At 47.3% G+C, this 19,056-nt stretch carries 24 protein-coding genes and 1 tRNA gene; 4 read left to right on the top strand and 21 right to left on the bottom strand.

Translation table 11 applies throughout. The features are described from left to right. Nucleotides 1-269: 269 nt before the first annotated feature. The 4 genes from QVC96_RS12735 to QVC96_RS12720 form a co-directional block, all read right to left on the bottom strand. The gene (locus tag QVC96_RS12735) at nt 270-404 is read right to left on the bottom strand and encodes a hypothetical protein (protein ID WP_287689470.1); all 135 of its coding nucleotides are present in this window, start codon (nt 402-404) and stop codon (nt 270-272) included. 632 nt (nt 405-1,036) lie between these two features. After that, nucleotides 1,037-1,195 carry a hypothetical protein gene (locus tag QVC96_RS12730; protein ID WP_287689469.1) on the bottom strand — a complete coding sequence of 53 codons (159 nt, stop codon included), beginning with the start codon at nt 1,193-1,195 and terminating at the stop codon, nt 1,037-1,039. Nucleotides 1,196-1,201: 6 nt separating this feature from the next. Then, nucleotides 1,202-1,639 carry a hypothetical protein gene (locus QVC96_RS12725; protein WP_287689468.1) on the bottom strand — a complete coding sequence of 146 codons (438 nt, stop codon included), beginning with the start codon at nt 1,637-1,639 and terminating at the stop codon, nt 1,202-1,204. After that, complete coding sequence (locus QVC96_RS12720) at nt 1,636-2,199, bottom strand: hypothetical protein (protein WP_287689467.1); 564 nt, start codon at nt 2,197-2,199, stop codon at nt 1,636-1,638. The genes QVC96_RS12725 and QVC96_RS12720 overlap by 4 nt, the downstream gene beginning before the upstream one ends. Nucleotides 2,200-2,624: 425 nt before the next feature. Here QVC96_RS12720 and QVC96_RS12715 point away from each other — a divergent pair, with 425 nt between their 5' ends. From QVC96_RS12715 to QVC96_RS12705, 3 genes are all read left to right on the top strand, one after another. Next, on the top strand, nt 2,625-3,992 hold the full coding sequence (locus tag QVC96_RS12715; protein WP_287689466.1) for a hypothetical protein: 1,368 nt from the start codon (nt 2,625-2,627) through the stop codon (nt 3,990-3,992). Between the two features lie 163 nt (nt 3,993-4,155). Next, nucleotides 4,156-4,246, top strand: a tRNA-Arg gene (locus tag QVC96_RS12710). A gap of 224 nt (nt 4,247-4,470) precedes the next feature. Then, complete coding sequence (locus tag QVC96_RS12705) at nt 4,471-5,874, top strand: hypothetical protein (protein WP_287689465.1); 1,404 nt, start codon at nt 4,471-4,473, stop codon at nt 5,872-5,874. A gap of 335 nt (nt 5,875-6,209) precedes the next feature. Here QVC96_RS12705 and QVC96_RS12700 read toward each other — a convergent pair whose 3' ends face one another. From QVC96_RS12700 to QVC96_RS12625, 16 genes are all read right to left on the bottom strand, one after another. Next, nucleotides 6,210-6,830: a DUF434 domain-containing protein gene (locus tag QVC96_RS12700; RefSeq protein ID WP_287689464.1), complete on the bottom strand. Its 621-nt coding sequence runs from the start codon at nt 6,828-6,830 to the stop codon at nt 6,210-6,212. Beyond that, nucleotides 6,790-9,501: an alanine--tRNA ligase gene (gene alaS, locus QVC96_RS12695; protein WP_287689463.1), complete on the bottom strand. Its 2,712-nt coding sequence runs from the start codon at nt 9,499-9,501 to the stop codon at nt 6,790-6,792. Before alaS ends, QVC96_RS12700 begins: the two co-directional genes overlap by 41 nt. Nucleotides 9,502-9,552: 51 nt before the next feature. Beyond that, nucleotides 9,553-9,861: a 50S ribosomal protein P1 gene (gene rpl12p / locus QVC96_RS12690; protein WP_012021579.1), complete on the bottom strand. Its 309-nt coding sequence runs from the start codon at nt 9,859-9,861 to the stop codon at nt 9,553-9,555. Between the two features lie 42 nt (nt 9,862-9,903). Then, nucleotides 9,904-10,902 carry a 50S ribosomal protein L10 gene (locus QVC96_RS12685; RefSeq protein ID WP_287689462.1) on the bottom strand — a complete coding sequence of 333 codons (999 nt, stop codon included), beginning with the start codon at nt 10,900-10,902 and terminating at the stop codon, nt 9,904-9,906. Then, entirely contained in the window at nt 10,899-11,555 is a 657-nt protein-coding gene (locus QVC96_RS12680) for a 50S ribosomal protein L1 (protein ID WP_287689461.1), read from the bottom strand. Before QVC96_RS12680 ends, QVC96_RS12685 begins: the two co-directional genes overlap by 4 nt. A 4-nt stretch (nt 11,556-11,559) precedes the next feature. Continuing rightward, a complete protein-coding gene (locus QVC96_RS12675; RefSeq protein WP_238026833.1) occupies nt 11,560-12,066 on the bottom strand; it encodes a 50S ribosomal protein L11 in 507 nt (168 codons plus the stop codon). 11 nt (nt 12,067-12,077) lie between these two features. Beyond that, a complete protein-coding gene (locus QVC96_RS12670) occupies nt 12,078-12,539 on the bottom strand; it encodes a transcription elongation factor Spt5 (RefSeq protein ID WP_238026834.1) in 462 nt (153 codons plus the stop codon). A gap of 11 nt (nt 12,540-12,550) precedes the next feature. Next, entirely contained in the window at nt 12,551-12,730 is a 180-nt protein-coding gene (locus tag QVC96_RS12665) for a preprotein translocase subunit SecE (RefSeq protein WP_238026835.1), read from the bottom strand. Between the two features lie 273 nt (nt 12,731-13,003). Further along, a complete protein-coding gene (gene ftsY / locus QVC96_RS12660) occupies nt 13,004-14,122 on the bottom strand; it encodes a signal recognition particle-docking protein FtsY (protein WP_287689460.1) in 1,119 nt (372 codons plus the stop codon). Next, nucleotides 14,119-14,553: a prefoldin subunit alpha gene (gene pfdA, locus QVC96_RS12655; protein ID WP_287690502.1), complete on the bottom strand. Its 435-nt coding sequence runs from the start codon at nt 14,551-14,553 to the stop codon at nt 14,119-14,121. The genes ftsY and pfdA overlap by 4 nt, the downstream gene beginning before the upstream one ends. 5 nt (nt 14,554-14,558) lie before the next feature. Beyond that, nucleotides 14,559-14,819 (bottom strand): 50S ribosomal protein L18Ae, encoded by a 261-nt coding sequence (gene rpl18a, locus QVC96_RS12650; protein ID WP_238026837.1) that lies wholly within the window; start codon nt 14,817-14,819, stop codon nt 14,559-14,561. 1 nt (nt 14,820) lies between these two features. Next, a complete protein-coding gene (locus tag QVC96_RS12645) occupies nt 14,821-15,492 on the bottom strand; it encodes a translation initiation factor IF-6 (RefSeq protein ID WP_238026838.1) in 672 nt (223 codons plus the stop codon). Beyond that, the gene (locus tag QVC96_RS12640; RefSeq protein ID WP_287689459.1) at nt 15,492-15,755 is read right to left on the bottom strand and encodes a 50S ribosomal protein L31e; all 264 of its coding nucleotides are present in this window, start codon (nt 15,753-15,755) and stop codon (nt 15,492-15,494) included. Before QVC96_RS12640 ends, QVC96_RS12645 begins: the two co-directional genes overlap by 1 nt. A 3-nt stretch (nt 15,756-15,758) precedes the next feature. Then, nucleotides 15,759-15,914 carry a 50S ribosomal protein L39e gene (locus tag QVC96_RS12635; protein WP_238026840.1) on the bottom strand — a complete coding sequence of 52 codons (156 nt, stop codon included), beginning with the start codon at nt 15,912-15,914 and terminating at the stop codon, nt 15,759-15,761. Continuing rightward, nucleotides 15,911-16,264, bottom strand: coding sequence for a DNA-binding protein (locus QVC96_RS12630; RefSeq protein WP_287689458.1), 354 nt, complete (start codon nt 16,262-16,264; stop codon nt 15,911-15,913). The genes QVC96_RS12635 and QVC96_RS12630 overlap by 4 nt, the downstream gene beginning before the upstream one ends. Before the next feature lie 8 nt (nt 16,265-16,272). Continuing rightward, complete coding sequence (locus tag QVC96_RS12625; protein WP_238026842.1) at nt 16,273-16,743, bottom strand: 30S ribosomal protein S19e; 471 nt, start codon at nt 16,741-16,743, stop codon at nt 16,273-16,275. A gap of 60 nt (nt 16,744-16,803) precedes the next feature. Here QVC96_RS12625 and QVC96_RS12620 point away from each other — a divergent pair, with 60 nt between their 5' ends. Continuing rightward, complete coding sequence (locus QVC96_RS12620; protein WP_287689457.1) at nt 16,804-17,970, top strand: nicotinate phosphoribosyltransferase; 1,167 nt, start codon at nt 16,804-16,806, stop codon at nt 17,968-17,970. Here QVC96_RS12620 and QVC96_RS12615 read toward each other — a convergent pair whose 3' ends face one another. Beyond that, a complete protein-coding gene (locus tag QVC96_RS12615; RefSeq protein WP_287689456.1) occupies nt 17,971-19,020 on the bottom strand; it encodes a phosphate signaling complex PhoU family protein in 1,050 nt (349 codons plus the stop codon). It lies immediately after the preceding gene. Nucleotides 19,021-19,056 lie beyond the last annotated feature (36 nt).

The following is a 19,056-nucleotide window of genomic DNA, read 5'->3' as shown; positions in this document are numbered from 1 at the left end:
TCCGAAACTAGTCCCCTTCTAGGGCACTGTGCAAGCTCCTGTCTAACATCGAGAACATGACGTACATTCCTTACCTTAATATGAATCCCGTAGACTCACGAGTAAAACGCCTTCACGTTCCTCCCGAAGTTCACATCTCATCCATCTTCATGCCCTCATTCAGTTTAACCCCAGCTCTCCTCAATTCCGCGAGCTCTGCTCTTCCCTCCGTACCTCTTGATCCATGTGAAGACCATGCCCGGGAGACCTGAACGCGGGATATCTCATATTCATCCCATTTGCGTACGTCTTGAGGGTATCTCCATCTCGTTCTTCAATGTTTCGCTCCCTCCACGTCCTCCCACACTTGAGAGGTAGAACTGCCTCCCCATTACCTCCCCGTTCTTAACAACCTGATTCCTCACTAGGGATAGAGGACGTCCCTGCAGACAGGTTTCCTTCCCGTCCTGTCCATGAGCAATGCTCCCTGCATAAATATTTGTAGCTTAATGACGATACTATGATTGATTCCAAGTATCGTTCCACTACTAAAGCAAAGATTCATTATAAAGATATATTCCTGTAACTTTTTGATAATCTATTGCAGAGTAGTTAGTCTCAATTGTGATATAATTATCATTTACGTACAGCATAAATAAATGAGAATAGTTATTGAATAAATTCATAAAAGCGACGAAATTCTTTACTGGATAGATTACTGAGTTTTTAACTATGACTTGTACGTATAGCGGTATAATATGGCCCTATAGATGAATTAGGTGTGAGGAAAAATAGGTTTCCTAGAGATGTTACGATGATAATTGGTTTGCCTTGTGGATTGATAGGAATAATATGTGTGGACGGTGTGCACGGACTTACAGTAATTGGTTGATTTGAAAGATTCCGCCACACTCCACCTACAAAATAAAGTATCTCTACTATGGTAAGGTTGGTAGGTGGAACGAATATACCATCATTAGTGTAGTTGAATTCAATGTAAGAACCATTATAGTAGATGGCAGGATGACCGTATTCTACCTGTTTGATCTGAAGGGACTTAAGGAGCGTAGTTATTCACGGTAGCTAGCTCCGCTGAGTTAGCCTGCTGACTGTTAACAAAAAACGCGATCATGGGGACAAAAATCACCAATACGATAACTATTAACATGAGGATTGCAATTGCGTTTGCTAGACCCTTGGATAATTGCAGTCTCATGGCACCTCACACTATAGAGGTGTTGGGGATTAAGAAGTAAATGTTCCCATTTCCAGACACTATGATAACATATCTATTGAAGGCCTTACTTGGAAGGGGAATAGATATATTTCCAGCCACCACCAGTGAGCCCTTCAACACAGGGCTCCACGTCGTTCCATTATAGAAGTAGATCTGCGTCACGTTTAATGGGTAAGGGATGGACGTGAACACAAACCGCAGGAAGGGAGATCTACTCGAGTTGTAGTAAATGTTGGGATTTCCCCTAAACACCTGATTCACCTCCTGGTTCTGCCCCTCGAGGTAACCGGTGGCCTGCTGTGATCCCTGATTCGAGTAAATCTGTGTGGAACTTATGAAAAGATAAGCCGGTACCAGTACTGCCACAAGCAGAATAAACATGAGAACCATGAAGATAGGGACTGAAATACCCCTTCTTATCATGAGGAGGGCACCCCCGTGAAGGTGTAACCTATCCTGAAGGTATCCCCTTCACTATAAAGAACCCAGATCACGATCACATCACCCTGGGTGTACCCCTTCGCCAGTACTGTTACAGGGGTGTTAAAGGGTACGCTGTACGCGGTCAAGGGTGATGCATAAAGAATGTGACCATTCAGGTCATAAATTCGCGAGATGTTAACGGCCTTGTTAAGAGCCCCGGTAATCGAATAAACCTTGAATGTTGAGGGACTTGGAGGAGTACTAGGGGTTACCAGTGAGATGGAGGACTCAAAGCTCTGCGGTACGTAGAAAGCCACAATGGAGACGTTACCGCTCTCAGCTGGATCGTAAACCTCAAGCACTAAACTACCTGAGGTGGAGTCATTGATGAGGGGTCCAACGCTGAGAGTGGTCTGCGAGGCAATGTTGCTAGCGGTTTGTTCTTCGGACGTTAAGATTATCTGGGGATATAACACGGAGATGGAAAAGGCAACGATCGCTATACCTAGAGCCACAACTACCGCAATCAGTATAATTTCTTGGACAACGTTTTCAGGCATGAACTTCTATATAAATGGTGAACATCCTTGTAAATAAGTTTTGGTGAACGAATCTTATTAATCAGGGTTTAACGTGAGTCCAAATCCTAAGGGTTAGGAAGACGCATTTCGATCAACATGTAGAAGAATTAGTATAAATTTACCTAAAATCAAATCTAGATACTTAAGAAAATAATATTTCATGAAGGCTACAAAAGAAATTGGTCTTGAATTTTTCGTTAGAGTGAAAGGTGACCAGGTTTTTAACCCGTAATGGATTATTTCAAGGCTAATCTGTTGTAATGAGGTAAAATGATGTTATGCATAGCCTCGTAACATAAATACTGGTTTCACGTTAGGTTTTACACTAGTTATTCTCAGAGAGACCTAAAACTATTATGAGATTTCTTCATTGACTTATATATTAGTTTGGTTAGAATTATTTTATGCCATCAGTTGTAGTGACACTGCTGGTTGTTGTAGTTACGTTAATGCTAGCCATAGGCGTCTTCGGGCTCTACAATTCTTACTTTTCAACTCAGGGCACTGCTATTGCCGGCAATGAGATTGTGGTATCCCAGTCAAAGCAGACGCAGATCTTCGTTTCCCCAATAACGTTTAAGGGAATAGGTCCCAGTTTCACCTATTTTAACGTCTCATTTCTACTGTGGTACTCCGCGCCCGTAAAGAACGTAGTTCTGGTTCCCTTTGTGGTCAATCCGTTACCTGGTTTAGGAACTTACCTGTACAGTCCTCAGGGTGAACCCAACGCGACTATACTGGTAAACTCCACGGGGACTGCCAAGGTGTTGCCCTATTTCACTTTGTCCTTCCCCATCTTCACTCCACAGGGTCAGCAACTTCAGTCGGGTGTACCTGCATATAATGCGTCGAGTACAGGAACCTACATTGTGCACTCCATCGTAAAGCCAGGACAGATCATTGTGGTCTGGATCTTGACGCACGAGTTTGGGAAATGGTACAGACTTGGATACTTCTTCGTTAACCCTGCAAACGCTGGACTAGGACTCTATGTTGTTACACATACAGGTGTTTATTTAGGAAATAGTAAACAAGTTAATTTCCAGGCACCCCACTTGTTCAGCGACAACCAGGGAGTCCAAACAGGTTTATGGTTTGAGCCACTGGGTAACGCTACCATCAATTCCACTATATTTTACGCTGTAATAAATACTACCAACCACAGGCTTTATTATCTCAAAATATATCAAAGTGGGCTCAAGATATACATTGATACTAACAGTTCTGGTAGTGTCATGTATTTAGGGAATGTGACTCCATTTGAGTGGTATTTCCTGAATATATCATACGGACACCAAGCTAATCATGATATATCATACGGACACCAAGCTAATCAAGGTCATTTGAGTTATAATATTACGCTCTATAATTCCTCAAAGCTAATAGGTAAACAGAGTATTGAAGTTGGAGGAGAGACCAATGGATATGCAATTCAGATTACGTTTGGATCTCCTGATTCCATTGATGCTGTATCTCAAGCGTTTCTTGAGTCATTACAAGATAGTAGTAATAAGACCGCCTTCTATGATGTATCTAGTACAGTATATCATCCAGGAGTCTCAGATCCTCAATATTATAACAACACGAACAATCTTTATAACATAATTAACACTAAAGATTCATCTTTGTATGCTATAGTTTACTGGTATTTTGTGTATCCCTCATCATCTCCTCCTAGTGAGTTATCTGCCACAGTATGGTATTATAATCAATCTAAGCTTTATAGTACGTCAATTAGTGAAGCCGGTCCAAATACATGGATTATAGGATGATTTTGATATCATATTTAATAGTAGTATCTTGTATAATAAGCTACTTAACTTAAATATTATCAAGAGGTTCCGTTTTATTACTGAATATCTTCATACTGAGCGAACATGCTCGACGTTTATAATGAGCGTAAATCTTTTTTGATACCTCCCCCTCTAGTTGTAGGGACCCGTAGCTCAGCCAGGATAGAGCGCCGGCCTCCTAAGCGGAGGCAAGAGTGAGCCGAGGGTCGGGGGTCCGAATCCCCCCGGGTCCGCAATAAAAATTCAATCTTTAGACTTTCGATTTGGTGGAATTCTAAACCTTGCCTTTCACTTCACTCCTTCCCCCATGTTTAACTGTTATTCTCTTTTCCTTAGTTTATCCTAGTAGACTAGCAAAGAAATGAGAATCTTGAAAGAATTGAAAGATAAACTCAACTTTTATCTTCAGCGTGAATGTAGCCAAAAGGTATATAATGAGACTACGAGAATAAAATTCATGGCTATTTCAGGTTACCCGTCACTTTCCGGGATAGCCAGCGCATTAGGTCCCTTGATAGGCACGGAGATCTCCCTTGATGTGAAGCAGGAGCAATGCCTGCAAGAAGCGCTTAGGAAGGAGTTCAACCTGTTCGGACAGCATAGTTATCAGAGGTACGAGGTCTATCCAGCTGTGGCCTCGTCAGGGGCACTGAAGGCAGGAGCGGATTCGGTGGACAGGGTATACAGGGAGGGTCTGGTGATCAGGACGGAGGACACGGGGGAGTGGTACTACATTGGTGGGATATCCCCCTACTGGGCTGCGGATCAGCTCGTGGTGTATCAGGGAGGGTCCAAGGCTACCTCTGCGGGCAAGCTACCCGCAAGGATAATATCGGGTTACGCGGATAGGGTTGGAGTTGGAGCCGTTCCCCTTTACAGGGAGAGGATTCCGTCTCCGTGGTATAATCCAATCCAGTTCAGGGAATGTGGAGGAACGCTGGGGATCCTGTGGAATGCCCTATCAGCATATCAGCTTGGCTTTCTCGCCATGCTGACCAATGTCCCTGTAATAAGGGAGTATAGTGAACGTTACCCTCGTCTCTCATATAGCTCCAAGGACGGACATTACTACCTCTCCAAGGAGGCAGAGAACAACGTTATGAGGGTAGCCTCCGATACCTACCCCGTCGTCTACGAGGGAGTTGGCCCTAGCCCCTCATCCATCAAGTTGGGTAACCTTGTGCAAAAGATTTACTTTCCATTCTTCACATTCAACGTGATGAGCAGGGAGATAGCCTCAATATGCCAGGAAGTTACATTGAAATCCGAATGTACTCTAGCATCAGATTACCTTAAGATAGACGAGGCCAACATAGGCTCCCCAATCGTGGGTTCCCTTGCATGCGGAAACCAGTGCTCCCAGTTCGGCATCACAGGCCTCGTCAGTCAGGTCCAGGAGATCTCCCTTTCCGGCCTTCAGCTCGTCTTCATCTCCGCGGTCAGGCCACCTATCTTCACCTCCACCGGGATTGAGGCCTGGGCCCAGGAGCTTGGGATAGGTGACCTCCTCTCAACCCTTCTGGAGGGCAACAGGAGGTTCAAGAGAGCAATAACAGATCTCGCCTCCCTACCCTTCATCGCCGTCGCTGCCTCAACCGTAGACTGGATAGATCAGAGCTATGAGCAAGGACTAGCCCAAGCTAGGGAGAAAGCTGAGGCGTTGCAAAGCCTCTATAACCAGGTCGTTCAGAAGCTCGCGGGTAACCCACCACCACTCTCGGAAAGGCTCCTCTACGAACAATGGACCCTGTACAAGCTCAAGGTCGAGAACTGCGCCCGCGACATAATCCTAGATAATCCCAATATCACATACGATGAACTCCAAACAGAGACGCAGGATTGCGCAGGCTATCCAGATTAGGAACCTTGCATCTTAGTTCAAGAGTTTCCTGAAAATCACTTCAAGTCTATTTTATCTAAAAGTCTTTCAGTTCCTCCCAGCAGTCTCACAATTATCTTTCACTTTTAAGGTCTACAGCATTGTTCATCTATAAACGATTTACATTTCAGCACTAACTTCCTTGAAGAATCTCATCGCGTCTAATCCGTGAAGCATCATTCAAGATAGAGATAAACACATTGTCTGTTTAGGCACCTTAATAAGAACCTGTAGCTAGCATGATGGTATGTTAACCTTCTAACAGAGTGAAAAGAGCGGTGAATTCTCTTCGCTCCTCTCGACATGAAGTTCTTCCTTCAATCCACAAGGTCTAGGATCCTGTTTACCATGAATCTATCCACCATGAGGGATACCACATCGAAGACCCTGGCGGACTTACGGAGAATCACAAAGTCGCTTGTCAGGGAGGTTCCCCTGGACGTTATAACCTCCTTATCAGCCTTGCTCACAACACTCACGTTAAAACCCATCACTCTCAGCCTGCTGGCAAGCTCACCGCTCATACTCACCTGGGAATCCAGCACTATCCTGAATTCCAGTCCAAGTGAGATCAAGAGTTCCCCCACGGTAACCAGCGCATCCAAGAGTCTGGAGTCGCCCTTCCTCTTTCCAAGCCCCAGGTCCCTCACAAAGTTATCGTCGCAGAGGAAGAGCTGTTCCCCGCTCCAGGCGTTCACTAGGCTTAGCCCAACATTGAATCCATCCACCACCAGAGGTTCCACCAGTCCAACCTTCTCCCTGATCCTGAGAACTTCCTCCTCAGGGTGAATACATCTAAAAAGGAGTAGCCTCTCTTCTCTGCTTAACCCGTATCTCCCCGTGATCAGATCGAGGGAGGGCTTGCTTCCATATCCCCTATCCAGAAGGTATCTGTAGTCAAGAATTGCCTCCCTTAATTGCTCTCTCCACGATATCAATTATCTCCTCCCTTGATCCCTTCTCCATCATCACTGATCCGAAGGTTCCCTTCCCTCCTCCCTTTCCTCCAGCTTTCACCAGTTCCGCAACCACGCCAGACACGTTAAGATCCTTACTTGTCCCCACCTCGACCTGGAGTTTTCCATTCACTTGGTTAACGTGGACCACAATCACTCCCTGAGATGAGGTTAACCTCTTCATCGCCTCCTTCTCCAGTTCTCCATCTTTCAGGGCGGGCAGGATCACAATCTTCACCTTTCCCGCGTTTCTCACCTCAACCCGTTTCTCCAGCTCGTCCAGGAACTGTCTTCTGTAAAACGCTACAAGCTCCTTCATCCTCTCGTTCTCCTCCTTCAGCTTCTCCACTCTGCTCTCAACCTGCGATGAGGACGTCTCAAGTCTGTTGGCCAGTCCCTCCAGCTTATCCTCCAGCTGTCCAGCGTAGGAGGAGATGACGTCCCCAGCCACGTACTCCAGCCTGATGATGCCATCCTGTATTTTCTCCACGTTCACGATCTTGATTCCCCCGATGTCCGCTGTGTTGGACACGTGGGTTCCTCCACAGCTCTCCACATCCCAGTCCTTAATCTCCAGGAGTCTGATCACCGCCTTGTTGGGAACTCCTCCCTCGTAAATTGAGACCCCGTACCTGGACTCGGCCTCAGTCCTGTTTATCTCAAACGGGGTCACGGGTCTCCTGTCGTCTATGACCAGGTTGGCCATCTCCTCTATCCTTCTCACCTCCTCCCTTGTGAGATTTCTGTGATGGGTTATGTCAAGTCTGGCCTTCTCAGGAGTCTTCTCTGCCCCAGCCTGCCACACGTGATCCCCCAGGAGTTTCTTTGCCGCTGCGAGTACCACGTGAGTCCCGGTGTGATGCCTCATCATTCTGAACCTCCTCACCCAGTCGATTTCCCCCTTCACTTTCGCCCCTTCCTTCAGTGCGACCTCCTTCTCCAGTACATGAACCACAACGTCACCTACCTTCTGTGTGTCCACCACCCTCACTTTCTGACCATCCACGAGGATCCATCCCTGATCCCCCAGCTGTCCACCTCCCTCAGGGTAGAACACCGTTCTGTCCAGTACCAGATACTTACCCAGCGACTTGACCACAACACCCTCAAAGGACCTGGCGTATTGATCCCTGTAGTACAGTTTCTCAGTTGGGGGCAACTCCTTAACCTGGTTCGCAATCTCAGCTGGTAGCTTGGTTGAGTCCCACTCCTTCTTGACGGGCGCGCTCTGATGCCTCTTCGCCACTATGGAGTAGAAATTGTGCGGGACCTCAACCCTGAGACCCCTGGACCTCATCTCCTCCGCGATCAGGTCGGGCGGGATTCCCTGGGAGTCATAAAGCTGGATGAGGTCCTCAACACCTATCTTCTTCTTGGAAAGGGAGCTAACCACTGAGCTAATCCTGGTGAGTACGTCGTTGAACTTCTCCTGTTCCAGGTTCACTGCATCCAGAATGTAGTCCCTGTTCCTCACCAGCTGAGTGAAGTCCCTTCCCCAGAACCCTATCTGCATTTCCACGAGCTCGGACAGCCTCACGTCCACGCCCAGTAGCTTCAGGGTTCTCAGGGCCCTCCTGATCAGGAGCCTTCCCAGGTACCCTTCCCCTCCGCTCGAGGGAACTAGGCCATCTCCCAGCATGAGGGCAATGGTCTTTGTGTGATCCAGGACCTGGAACACCCTGGCAGCCCTGGTTAACTCTTCGCTCACCTCGTCAACGGGAAGCCCCATGGCCCTTGCCACCTGTTCCCTGTGGCCCTGTACCGTGGAAGGAACGTCAGGGTCTATTCTCCCAGCAAACCTGGATGCAACTTTCAACATCTCGGAGTTAACCCTGGGTAGCCCCAGTTTCTCAAAGAACCTGTCCACCAGTTCCCCGTAAATGGCATGGAACGCAGTTGGTGTCTTCTGGGTAAACCACGCCAGCCTCTCTATTCCATACCCAGTGTCCACTATCTTGAGTTTCAGGGGTATGTACTCCTGCCCCCTCATCTCGTACTGCATGAACACCAGGGTGGCCAGCTCCAGCCCTCCCACTGTTACCTCAAATGAGGGACCAGCGTTCCCACCTCCCTCCCACCAGGACTCCTTGAAGTTGAGAAGCTCCTCAGGGATTCCCATTTCCTTGGTGAAGAACTCCTTGGCGTATGCAACCGTCTCATCCTTCCAGTATACGAACTTATCCGGGTAGTTGAACGCGTGATGACCACCCATCTCGAAGGTGGTGAGGTGCCTCCCAAAGGTTATTCCAACGTTATCCACGTCATCCATTCTTATGCAGGGCTGGGATACAACCAGGGGATTTGCAGGAGGAGGCGAGATACCGCTGGTGATGTATGGCTGAAAATCCACAATGCTTGCAATGGTGAGGTAGAGATCCTCTCTCCACCTGGCGAGCACGGGTTTGGGCTGGATAATTTCGTGTCCGTTCCTCCTGAAGAACTCCAGGAACCTTCTTCTAGCTTCGCTCACGCTCCAGTTAAGGTTGCTTTCCTTCATGTCAAGGAAATAGTAGTCCGAACACGGAATGTCTGCGCAGTCCTCCCTTGTCTTATCCTTGCTCCAGAAAGGAGTTTTACATACCTTACATTCCCTTCTCAAGTAATCGTGATCGAGAAAGAACCTGAGCCTGTACTCCTCCTGATTTCCCTTCATACCGGTAAAATAAAAACCCGAGAAGATTAAAACGTCTTCTAAAAAACTAATTTATCCGAACAGGGAGGAGAGTCCTCCAGCGATCTCCTCGTCGCTTGGACCCTTCTTCTCTTCCTCTTCCTTCTTCTCCTCCTTCTTTGCCTCCTGTGCTGGAGCCGCTGCAGGTGCAGCTGCCACGGGCATTGCGGTGGCGTTCTTTAGAACCTCGTCAATGTTTACTTCCTTGAGCGCAGCGACCACTGCCTTAACCCTAACCTCGTCTACCTCAACTCCAGCAGCGCTGAGCACGCTCTTTACGGCGTCCTCAGTTATTTCCTTCTTTGCTGTATGCAAAAGCAAACTTGCGTATATGTATTCCATTTCGATCACCTATGATGTGGTGACACACTTTAAAAAACTAATTTATCCGAACAGGGAGGAGAGTCCTCCAGCGATCTCCTCGTCGCTTGGACCCTTCTTCTCTTCCTCTTCCTTCTTCTCCTCCTTCTTCTCTTCCTGGACGGGCTGTGCCTTGGGAACCTCTACTCCTAGATCCACTTTTCCGCCTAAGGCCGATACCAGGGCGTAGGCCTTGGCTACTGCCCTGCTCAGGACCGCGTTTGCTGTGTCTGGAGTGAGGAAGCCTGCCTCTCCAGCAAGGGCTAACGCTCTCATGTGAGCCTTCCCTATGGTTAACTTCAGCACCTCTGGCACTGGATATGCTATCTCCACTCCTAGCGCTAGGGAGTTCCTCGAGGCCTCCGCAACCATGGAGGAGTACTGATCCAGATTGATCTCTAGTTCGCTTACTGGTATGATCAGTCCCTCGTGATATGCTGCCTTCAGCTTCAGCTTTACGTAAACTGGCATTATTCCCAGTTTCTGGAGAATTGGCGCTGCCTCGGGAGGTATTGGATCCCCGGGCTTCGCTATAACTGTGTCCTTCACTACGTGAACCTTCCCATCCTGAACCTTGGTCTGAACCTTGAGTTTTCCGAAGGTACTGAGGATGGGGCCTGCGGTCATCCCCGTGTCTCCCGCCGGAATGACCACTTCCTCGTCTGCCTTGTCGCCCGGCATTGGATACCTCTTTAGCTTGAACTTTGAGAGGAAGATTGAGATTGCAAAGGGGTTATCATTTGAGAAAATGAAGGCGTTGCTACCGGTGATGTAGTTCTCTATCTTGCTTACGTCCACTCCAGCTCTCTTGGCTGCGATAAGGAACAGGGTATTCTTGGTTACTCTGATCTCTGCCTTTCCCCTCAACTTTTTCCTTATCTCGTGAAGCTTATCCGTGGGAAACCCCTGGATATCGGCAATCATCACTGTGCTCGAGTTCCTGATCTTTTCCTCCAGCTCAGCCACTTCATCAATTTTCCACTTGGGAATTTTCCTTTCTTCTGTTATGCTCATGGTGATCACTTCAGATTAATCTGAACTGGTTTACCCATAGAGGTTTTCACGTATATAGCTTTGATGTAGGAAGGACCCTTTATCTTTCCCTCAATTCCGTTAAGTACGGCAAACACGTTCTCCGCCAGATCTCCCGGTGATTGATCCTCCGTTCCCACAAAGGTCTGGGTCTGAGGCTGATCCTTGGTCTTGACTAGGGTCGATCTCTTGTACCTGAGTATATACTCAGAGATGTCAGAGGAAGAGGGTAACGGAGTGGGGAACTTACCTCTGGGACCCAGGGAGGGACCCAGGATCCTACCTGCAAGTGACATGGAGTCCTGTGCTATGAGGAACCACTGGTTCTTACTGGCAAGCTTCTTCACTGCCCTTTTGGCGCCCTGGATCTTCTGAAGCTCCTCCTTTGATAGGATAACGTTGGGCTCGGCCCTCTTTGCCGACTCCATCTGTTCTAGGGAGGGTACCACTAGAACGTTCCTTGGCTTTGATGGGGGCTTGGGCAACACAATGGCCTCCCTGAGCTTTATGTCTCCCCTCTTCATGTCCACGTCTTTGAAGGCAATGATCAGCTCCACGCTTTGCGTGAACTCCCTCTTGGGGTTGTTCTCCTTGGAAAGGGCCTGCTTCACCGCTTCCTCAATTTTCTCCTTTGGGACTATCATTTAATCACCCTGAAGACCACTTCTCCTCCATTTCCTTTATCTTATCGTCATATTTACCTTCTTCCACTTCCCTCACCAGCAACTTGGGATCCTTGTTGTCCACGGTCAGGCCAATGGACTTGGCTGTTCCCAGGATAGTCTTCACAGCTCCCTTAAGTTCCTTTGCTGTAAGGGATGGTTTCTTGGAGATGGCCACCTCTATCACGTCGTCCATTGAGATGTTGCCTATTTTCTTGTGCTCAGGATCCCCTGAAGGCCCGCTAGCTCCGGCCTTCTTCACCAGGAGAGAAGTAGTGGTCGGAACTCCTACGGACACCTCATACTTCTTGGTGTCCGTGTCCACGTCCAGCGTGACGGGGACAGTCATCCCCTTAAACTGGGACGTGGCCTCGTTTATCTTCTTGACCACTTCCCCAACGTTTAACCCAAGTTGGGATAGGGTTGGGGCGAGGGGTGGACCGGGTTTAACGTTCCCTCCCTCTACCACTACTTTTATGGATTTTTTAGCCATGAAATTTCACCTTACGTCTTTTTAACTGGTCTTATCTGATCCACAGGTATTGTTACCTGTAGAGGAAAGGCCGATTCCAGTATATTTAAAACTACTTCTCCGCGATCAGCATTATAGCCCATTACTTGGGCCTGCATTCCCCTGAACGGCCCTGACACGACCTCCACCATATCCCCTGTCTTTATGGATGGCCCTGTCTGCTTCTTGGAAACCATTTTCATGATGTCGTCCTTGGGAACCAGTCCAGGGGCAATCCCCCTCACATGTCTGATGCCGGCAATTATGAACTTCACCACGTGAGGGCCTGAACTTTCCACGATAACGTATCCCTTAAGACCAGGAGGGACTATTATGGAGTAAACGTCCCCAATGTTGTTTGTCTTGATTCTTTCCTCGAGCATGATTGCAACGCTTATCTCCTGACCCCCTGTCACCTTCACGGCATAGAAGTTCCTAACTTTTGGAGTCTCCACTCAGCATCCCTCTAACCAAGGAGGATTGAGAAGGCCAATTGAACCAGGAATGCCAACAAGCCCACGAATAGGAGGACAATAAGCGTTACCCTCAGGTTCAGGTAGAACATGTTTCTGTCAGGTTTCTTAGCTACGCTGATTATCCTTTTCCAGTCTTCCCTAAGTTTCTTTATCCTATCAGCTAAGCCCATACACTCTATCTTGTCCTTGAAAATATTAATTTAACTGAACGGGCCAGGGACATGTGTTAAGAACGTCAATAAATGGAAACTGAACACTCTCCTTGGCTTGATGCGTTGGTTGCGCAATGGGGCATCTCATATTGTTGTGTATTTAAGGAGCCTTTAACGTGAAATACACAACAAACCAAGCTAGGCCCCGTAATAAGTTACTTCTTGTTGGGGATTGGGGGTAGAAAATCTATCCGTAAGGGCGGGCAGTTAACTAAATACATTAGGGTACTCCTAGCTCAGTAACCTATCCGCAAACCAGTCTGGGTCAAACTTGACCAGGGAATCATAATCCTGGCCCATCCCCAAGTAGATCACGGGTTTCCCTAGCTTATACGCTAGGGATAGCGCGACACCGCCCTTGGCGTCTGCGTCAACCTTCGTGAGAATGACCGCATCATATCCCACGTTCTTCTCAAAGTATTCAGCCTGCTGTAGAGCATCATTACCGGCGAGAGAGTCCAGAACCAGAATCTTGAGGTCTGGTTTAGCAATCCTCACCACTCTCTTGAGCTCCTCCGTTAAGTCCTTGTCAGTGTGCATCCTTCCCGCAGTGTCCACAAGGACCACATCAATACCCCTGCTCTTAGCTGATTGAATGGCGTCAAAGGCCACAGAAGCCGGGTCTCCCCCATATTTCCCCTTAACCAATGGTACCTCCAGTTTTGAGGCGTGATAGGCAAGTTGCTCCTGGGCAGCTGCCCTGAAGGTGTCGGATGCTGCTATTATGACGGACAGTCCGCTCTTTCTGAGCATCATGGCAAACTTTGCTATGGTGGTGGTCTTTCCCACTCCGTTAACCCCAAAGAACACGATTACGTAGGGCTTTTTGGAACTCTTGATGGTATCAATTATGTCTTTTTCCCTGTAATTTTTTCTTAGAATTTCCCTTAGCGATTTTTTTAGTGATTTTTGAATAAGCTCCTCAAGGTTCTCCCTTCTAGAGACCTTCTGTCCCACAAGACTGTTCTTCAGGTCTTCCAGTATCTTATCGGTTACCTCCATTGACACGTCGTCTTCTAGGAGTTCTATCCTAAGTTCCTCTATCAGGTCAGAGATGTCATCTTCCTTTATTTCCCTGTACCTTAGGAAGCCAAAGAGACCTGATTTTTGTTCTTGCTTTTCTTCCCTCTCCTTAATTTCAGGCTTTTCCTCCTTTTCCTGCCTATCTCGCTGTGGTTGAGCTTGCTGGGGTGTTTGCTGTTGGGCTTGATTTTCTTGAGGAACACTAGATTGAGCGAGTTGAGAAACCTGTTCCCGTTTATCTTCCTCGGATTCCTCCTTCTCAAATTTGTTGGATAGCTTCTCAGTGAAGGACGAAAAGGCCTTCTTCAGCCTGTCGAAACAGTTCACTCACCTTGTTGTTGCTGGGCCCTGTTCAGAATCTCGGCTATCTGGGTGTATGCATTAACTGCATTGTTAAGCCTGGCCGTTATCTCCTGAAGGCTCTTGTTCAGCTGTTCTTCCCTTTCCTCAAGTATCTTGGAAGCCTGATCTGGCTCCATCTCAGCGTAGTAACCTAAACCCAAGTTAACCAAAACCTTGGAGGAGGGAATTTCCGTGACCTTCAACAGAACGAACCCTCTCCTGTCTGCTGATAACATGAGGTCCTTTCCCTGTCCCTTTATCAGGTTTATCGCCTCCTTGGCACTTCTTGCAGCGTTTAACGATTCCGCGATCTCATCCCTCAGCTTCTGAAGGGCATCTATCTCTTTCCTTAGGGCGTCGGCCTGAGCCAGTAAATCCTCTAAGCTGACTACCATCCTATTGTTGGATTCAGCCATTTCTATCACAATATTATTTTATCTATCTTAGATAGTTCTTTTATCCTTTTTTCTTTCACGGTGGATGGATCTACTTCCTTAACTTCCTGAATGGTTATGTTCCTCCTCTTTATCTTGTTCTTACTTCCCAGTTCCATGTATACTTTCTCTTTAGCCTGCTCCTCGTTGAGCGCTCTCACGTACTTGGTGAAGTTTTGTCTTACTGGGAATTCACTCTCGTTGAAGAGAGCAGTCCCTTTAACCATGTAAGTTTTAACTTCAGTCATCTCAATCACTAAACGCTCTTTGTATTCTTAAAATCTCTGGCCCGGTGGTTGAGGACCCGACGAGTATCCCGTGGCTGTTAGCTACCATTCCGCTCCTCACGAAGGCGCTTCCAAAGTTCACAGTGCCCACCTCAAGATTGACCTTGAAAAATGAGCTCAATGTCTTCACCTCCTCCTCTGTTGCCTCAACGTGAAGAAGACCTCCCTTGGAGGTCACCACTCCGGCCGATCCCACAACCAGAACCTGAGCTATGGTCCCCTTCCTTATCTCCTTAACGTTCAGAGCCTTACCAATGATGTTCATTTCGGCATCAGAGAACTCAGGGTAGACCAGAGCAGCATTATCGTTGGCCAGTATCACGTTACCCAGCGCAGTAGCTCTAACATCCACCACCTCCACCCGTACATCCTTGGCTATTCCCTTTATCGTGTTTATTTCCACATCCCTGGCAATCCGTGGAAGGAGAATGGTTTCATTATTGCCCGCCACGAAAATCCCCGTAAGGAAGCTATCGGCCACGGTTGTCTCGATGAGTTCGGTTTTTAGATTCTCCTGTATTATGCTCTTACTCTGCTTGTCCAGATTGGTCGGAATTATTGTGTACTTATCATTTGTAAAAATGTAAACACCTATGTTATCACTGCCGAAGACACTAAATCTTTGTAGATTCATTAAGGCTTCACTGCTAGCTTCACAAGAAAAGTCTTTTCTCCTATCTTACTCACTACAATCCTTACTCTTCTTGCCACCTTGTCTCTAGAATTTGCGGAGATGTAACTAAGGAGAAATGGATCAAGAACCACTTTCTCTGCACCAAAGTGCCTCATTACGGTATCTCTTATCAGGTTCACGGCGCTCTTGAACTTCCTTGGCCTCTTGGATTCATGTGCCCTTCTCAGGTTTATAATCATCTCAAAGTTGTCTTTCTGTTCCATTCCCTACACCTTTAGGTCGTTTCTCCTCCAGTTCCTCTTCTTGGGGTTAAATCTGACCTCTCCATTGGTCTTAAGAATAACCCAAGCTGGTACAGAGGAGTTTGACTTGAGTGCCTTGTTTAATCTCTTCTTTAGCCCAGATGGTTTATATCTACTCATTTCCAACCCCTCTCCCTTATCTGGATCTTAAAGTCTCTCTTTGACTGACCGGCTATCTGAGACAGGATCTCCTTAAGTTCTTCGTCCGTAACCGGTACTCTTATCCTTCCGCTCTGAGCCAAAGCTATTAACTGATCTTCCAGCGATTCTGCGAGTTCTGGCTTAACCAGCTTCACGTTATTTAACCTCTGCCTTGCCTCCGGGGTCAGAATGGAACGAAGTAAAGCTTCCTTCCTAGCTTCTAGCTCTGCTTTCTTTTGCCTTTCCTCAGTAGCTCTTCTGCTCTCTGTTTGCGCCCTCCTTCTAAGAAGCTCCTCCAATTCTGGATCAGAATAGTCATCCTGTGACATTTATCCTCTCACTCCAAGTATTTCTTCAAAGCAGGATTATTGTTTGCTAGATCTATAAAGATTTCGTGAGCCATTTTATCTAAAAGGGATCTTCCCTTGGGTGTTAAGACTCTGCCTTTCCTAACACCTCTAGTCTTGGCAACAAGACCAGCCCTTTCCAGTTGCTGGAATAATAACCTGGTGGAATGGCCCGGTGCCCTAGCCGAGACAGGTGGCTTTGTTCCCCTTCTCTTAAGGCCTCCATATAACCTGGTAGACTCTGAGACTCCGAAGTGTTCAAGAACGTAAAGTTTCCTGAGGATTGACGCCGCCCTCATATACCACCAGGACTGCGGATCGTCAGGAATTCTCTCCTTGAATGACGCAGTCTTTGTGATGAGTGACCAATCGGGAGGTTGGACTTCACTGACGTTGTTCTTGATGTAATCTGATAATCTTTTGACCAGTAAATCTGGCGGTACCATGTTAGCTGTGATCATATTAGATTCAGTAGTAGCTCTTCCTCAAGGTTTAAAAATTAACCTCATCAATATGGTCACGTGAAGTTACACATCGCTACGTCGCAGGAAATAAGGGAAGGAAAAATAACGGATGTGTATTTTGAGAGAACCTCAAAGGCACTGGAGAAGGCTGGAATAACCAACGTGAGGGTTAGAATGGAATTTCATTCCTACGGACTACCAAGAGGTTATGAGTGGGGAGTTTTTGCAGGATTGGAGGAGGCACTGTACCTCTTGGAGGGCAAAAATGTCGACGTCTACGCAATGGACGAGGGAACCCTGTTCAAGGAGGTAGAGCCGGTCCTCGTGATAGAGGGAAACTATCTGGATTTCGGCGTACTGGAGACAGCGCTCCTGGGAGTTTTGAGACATGCGAGCAGCGTGGCAACCAAGGCGGCTAGAATTAAGAGCCTTGCAATGGATAAGCAAGTGATATTCTTTGGTCTCAGGTCCGTTCACCCGGCCATAGCTCCCATGGTTGACAGGTCAGCCTATATAGGCGGGATGGATGGGGTATCAGGGGCATTTAGTGAAAAGGAGTTGGGAGTAAAACCCTCCGGCACCATGCCCCACGCACTCATGCTGGCGGTTGGGGATAATGTGGAGGCTTGGAAAATATTTGATGCCGGTGTTGAACCCGACGTTCCTAGGATAATCCTGGTGGATACCTTTGAGGATGAGAGAACTGAGGCTCTCAAGGCTGCTCAGCTTCTGGGAAACAGGCTTTACGGGATCAGGCTCGATACCCCCTCAAGCAGGAGAGGGAATTTCAGGAAAATAATCCAGGAGGTTAGGTGGACCCTCAATCTTCACGGATTTACTCACGTGAGGATTATCGTGAGCGGGGGACTGGATGAGGCTCAAGTAACCGAGTTGCGAGACTATGTTGACGGTTTCGGGGTTGGGACCAGCGTGGCCTTTCCAGAGAGCGTTGACTTCAGTGCAGATATAGTGGAGAAATTCGTTAATGGGAGATGGATCCCCATTACCAAGAGGGGTAAGTGGCCTGGCTTCAAACAGGTATATCGTTGCGGAACTGAGGATCATATAGTTCCTTGGGGTAAGGAAATGGATTGTGAACCTCTCCTCAAGAAGTACATGGAATCAGGGAAATTAACGAGAAGTTTGCCAACACCGTCTGAAATAAGGGAAAGAGTTCTCTCCCAGCTCAGGAAATTCTCAATCACTCAGCAGGAAAAACACTAGCTACTCTATTACCACTTCTTTCAGGCTCTCTATACCCCTGTTGAAGGCAATCTCCGCAATGGGTTCCATCCTTCTTATGGCGTTATAAAGTCTGAGGTTCAGGGTTCTAATCGCAGTTGCCACCTTGGGAGCGTTCATTCTTTGTATTCTTTCCTCAAGTATTAGAGCGTCTGAGAGAAGCACCCTTCTTAAGGTCCTTAACTCCTCCAATGCTTCATTTACAAGTTTTATGTCCTCCTTGTTTAACACCTTAACCACATGATCTATTACTACGGCGGTTTGATCTATCAACATGTCCATCTTATCCCACGACATTTTGAGTAGTGCTAGATCCTCGGGGTGTAGACTTAGTAAGTCATTTGCAGCCTCACTTATCTCATCAGCAGCCTCCTCCGCAGCCTTCATGAGTATCCTGTTCCCCACTATCTGTATTCTCTTCACTCCTATCATGTAGGCAAGGCTTCTGTTCACCTGAGCTAAAAGTAACTGCCTCAGGGAAAGGTAATAGAGTCTATCAACTTCCTTTTCCAGTTCCACGACTTCCTGCAGGAAGGTTCTGCTAGCCTCTCTGATTCCAAGGTTCAGATAGTGTAACATTTGTTTGAGCGTGTTGGTCAATCTATTTATCAGACTACCAATGTTGTACTTGGTGGGATCTAGGAATGACTGTATTTGAATGCTGGTTATGTCCTGCGAAACTATCTCCAGACCTATTAAACTCCTAGCTGTCTCCTTTATCTTTCTGAGGAGGTCCTCATTGAACGGCCCGTTAGTTGTCTCAATGAGTATTCTATCAAATCCTAAGATGTACAGGCTGTAGATTATCCTCGTTACAAGCTCGGGGGAAGTGGTTACCGAGATCTTCACCTTCATTTCTCTTGGTGCGTTCTCGGTCTTCAGATTTGGGGGGTAAACCTTGAGGCTACCATCTTCATCAACCTCAAGGTAAATGCTCTCTCCTGGGTTCAGGCTTACCTCCTTTACCCAGTCAGCAGGAAGGGAAACCATAAGGGTAGATTTCCCGAATTTTTGAACTCTTCTAACTTCCATATAACTCTCTATATAGTTCAAGAGTATATAAAAGTA

This window comes from Metallosphaera javensis (ex Sakai et al. 2022) (assembly GCA_021654415.1).
In the GTDB taxonomy this organism is placed as follows: domain Archaea; phylum Thermoproteota; class Thermoprotei_A; order Sulfolobales; family Sulfolobaceae; genus Metallosphaera; species Metallosphaera javensis.
The sequence above is the reverse complement of the archived record's forward strand: the minus strand, read 5'-3'. Positions and strand labels throughout refer to the sequence as shown.

What these genes read in the sequence shown, in the direction of transcription:
- QVC96_RS12730 (WP_287689469.1), bottom strand. Translation starts at nt 1,195, where the DNA reads ATGAGACTGCAATTATCCAAGGGTCTAGCAAACGCAATTGCAATCCTC.
- QVC96_RS12725 (WP_287689468.1), bottom strand. Translation starts at nt 1,639, where the DNA reads ATGATAAGAAGGGGTATTTCAGTCCCTATCTTCATGGTTCTCATGTTT.
- QVC96_RS12720 (WP_287689467.1), bottom strand. Translation starts at nt 2,199, where the DNA reads ATGCCTGAAAACGTTGTCCAAGAAATTATACTGATTGCGGTAGTTGTG.
- QVC96_RS12715 (WP_287689466.1), top strand. Translation starts at nt 2,625, where the DNA reads ATGCCATCAGTTGTAGTGACACTGCTGGTTGTTGTAGTTACGTTAATG.
- QVC96_RS12705 (WP_287689465.1), top strand. Translation starts at nt 4,471, where the DNA reads ATGGCTATTTCAGGTTACCCGTCACTTTCCGGGATAGCCAGCGCATTA.
- alaS (WP_287689463.1), bottom strand. Translation starts at nt 9,501, where the DNA reads ATGAAGGGAAATCAGGAGGAGTACAGGCTCAGGTTCTTTCTCGATCAC.
- rpl12p (WP_012021579.1), bottom strand. Translation starts at nt 9,861, where the DNA reads ATGGAATACATATACGCAAGTTTGCTTTTGCATACAGCAAAGAAGGAA.
- QVC96_RS12680 (WP_287689461.1), bottom strand. Translation starts at nt 11,555, where the DNA reads ATGATAGTCCCAAAGGAGAAAATTGAGGAAGCGGTGAAGCAGGCCCTT.
- QVC96_RS12675 (WP_238026833.1), bottom strand. Translation starts at nt 12,066, where the DNA reads ATGGCTAAAAAATCCATAAAAGTAGTGGTAGAGGGAGGGAACGTTAAA.
- QVC96_RS12665 (WP_238026835.1), bottom strand. Translation starts at nt 12,730, where the DNA reads ATGGGCTTAGCTGATAGGATAAAGAAACTTAGGGAAGACTGGAAAAGG.
- pfdA (WP_287690502.1), bottom strand. Translation starts at nt 14,553, where the DNA reads ATGGCTGAATCCAACAATAGGATGGTAGTCAGCTTAGAGGATTTACTG.
- rpl18a (WP_238026837.1), bottom strand. Translation starts at nt 14,819, where the DNA reads ATGACTGAAGTTAAAACTTACATGGTTAAAGGGACTGCTCTCTTCAAC.
- QVC96_RS12645 (WP_238026838.1), bottom strand. Translation starts at nt 15,492, where the DNA reads ATGAATCTACAAAGATTTAGTGTCTTCGGCAGTGATAACATAGGTGTT.
- QVC96_RS12640 (WP_287689459.1), bottom strand. Translation starts at nt 15,755, where the DNA reads ATGGAACAGAAAGACAACTTTGAGATGATTATAAACCTGAGAAGGGCA.
- QVC96_RS12635 (WP_238026840.1), bottom strand. Translation starts at nt 15,914, where the DNA reads ATGAGTAGATATAAACCATCTGGGCTAAAGAAGAGATTAAACAAGGCA.
- QVC96_RS12630 (WP_287689458.1), bottom strand. Translation starts at nt 16,264, where the DNA reads ATGTCACAGGATGACTATTCTGATCCAGAATTGGAGGAGCTTCTTAGA.
- QVC96_RS12625 (WP_238026842.1), bottom strand. Translation starts at nt 16,743, where the DNA reads ATGATCACAGCTAACATGGTACCGCCAGATTTACTGGTCAAAAGATTA.
- QVC96_RS12615 (WP_287689456.1), bottom strand. Translation starts at nt 19,020, where the DNA reads ATGGAAGTTAGAAGAGTTCAAAAATTCGGGAAATCTACCCTTATGGTT.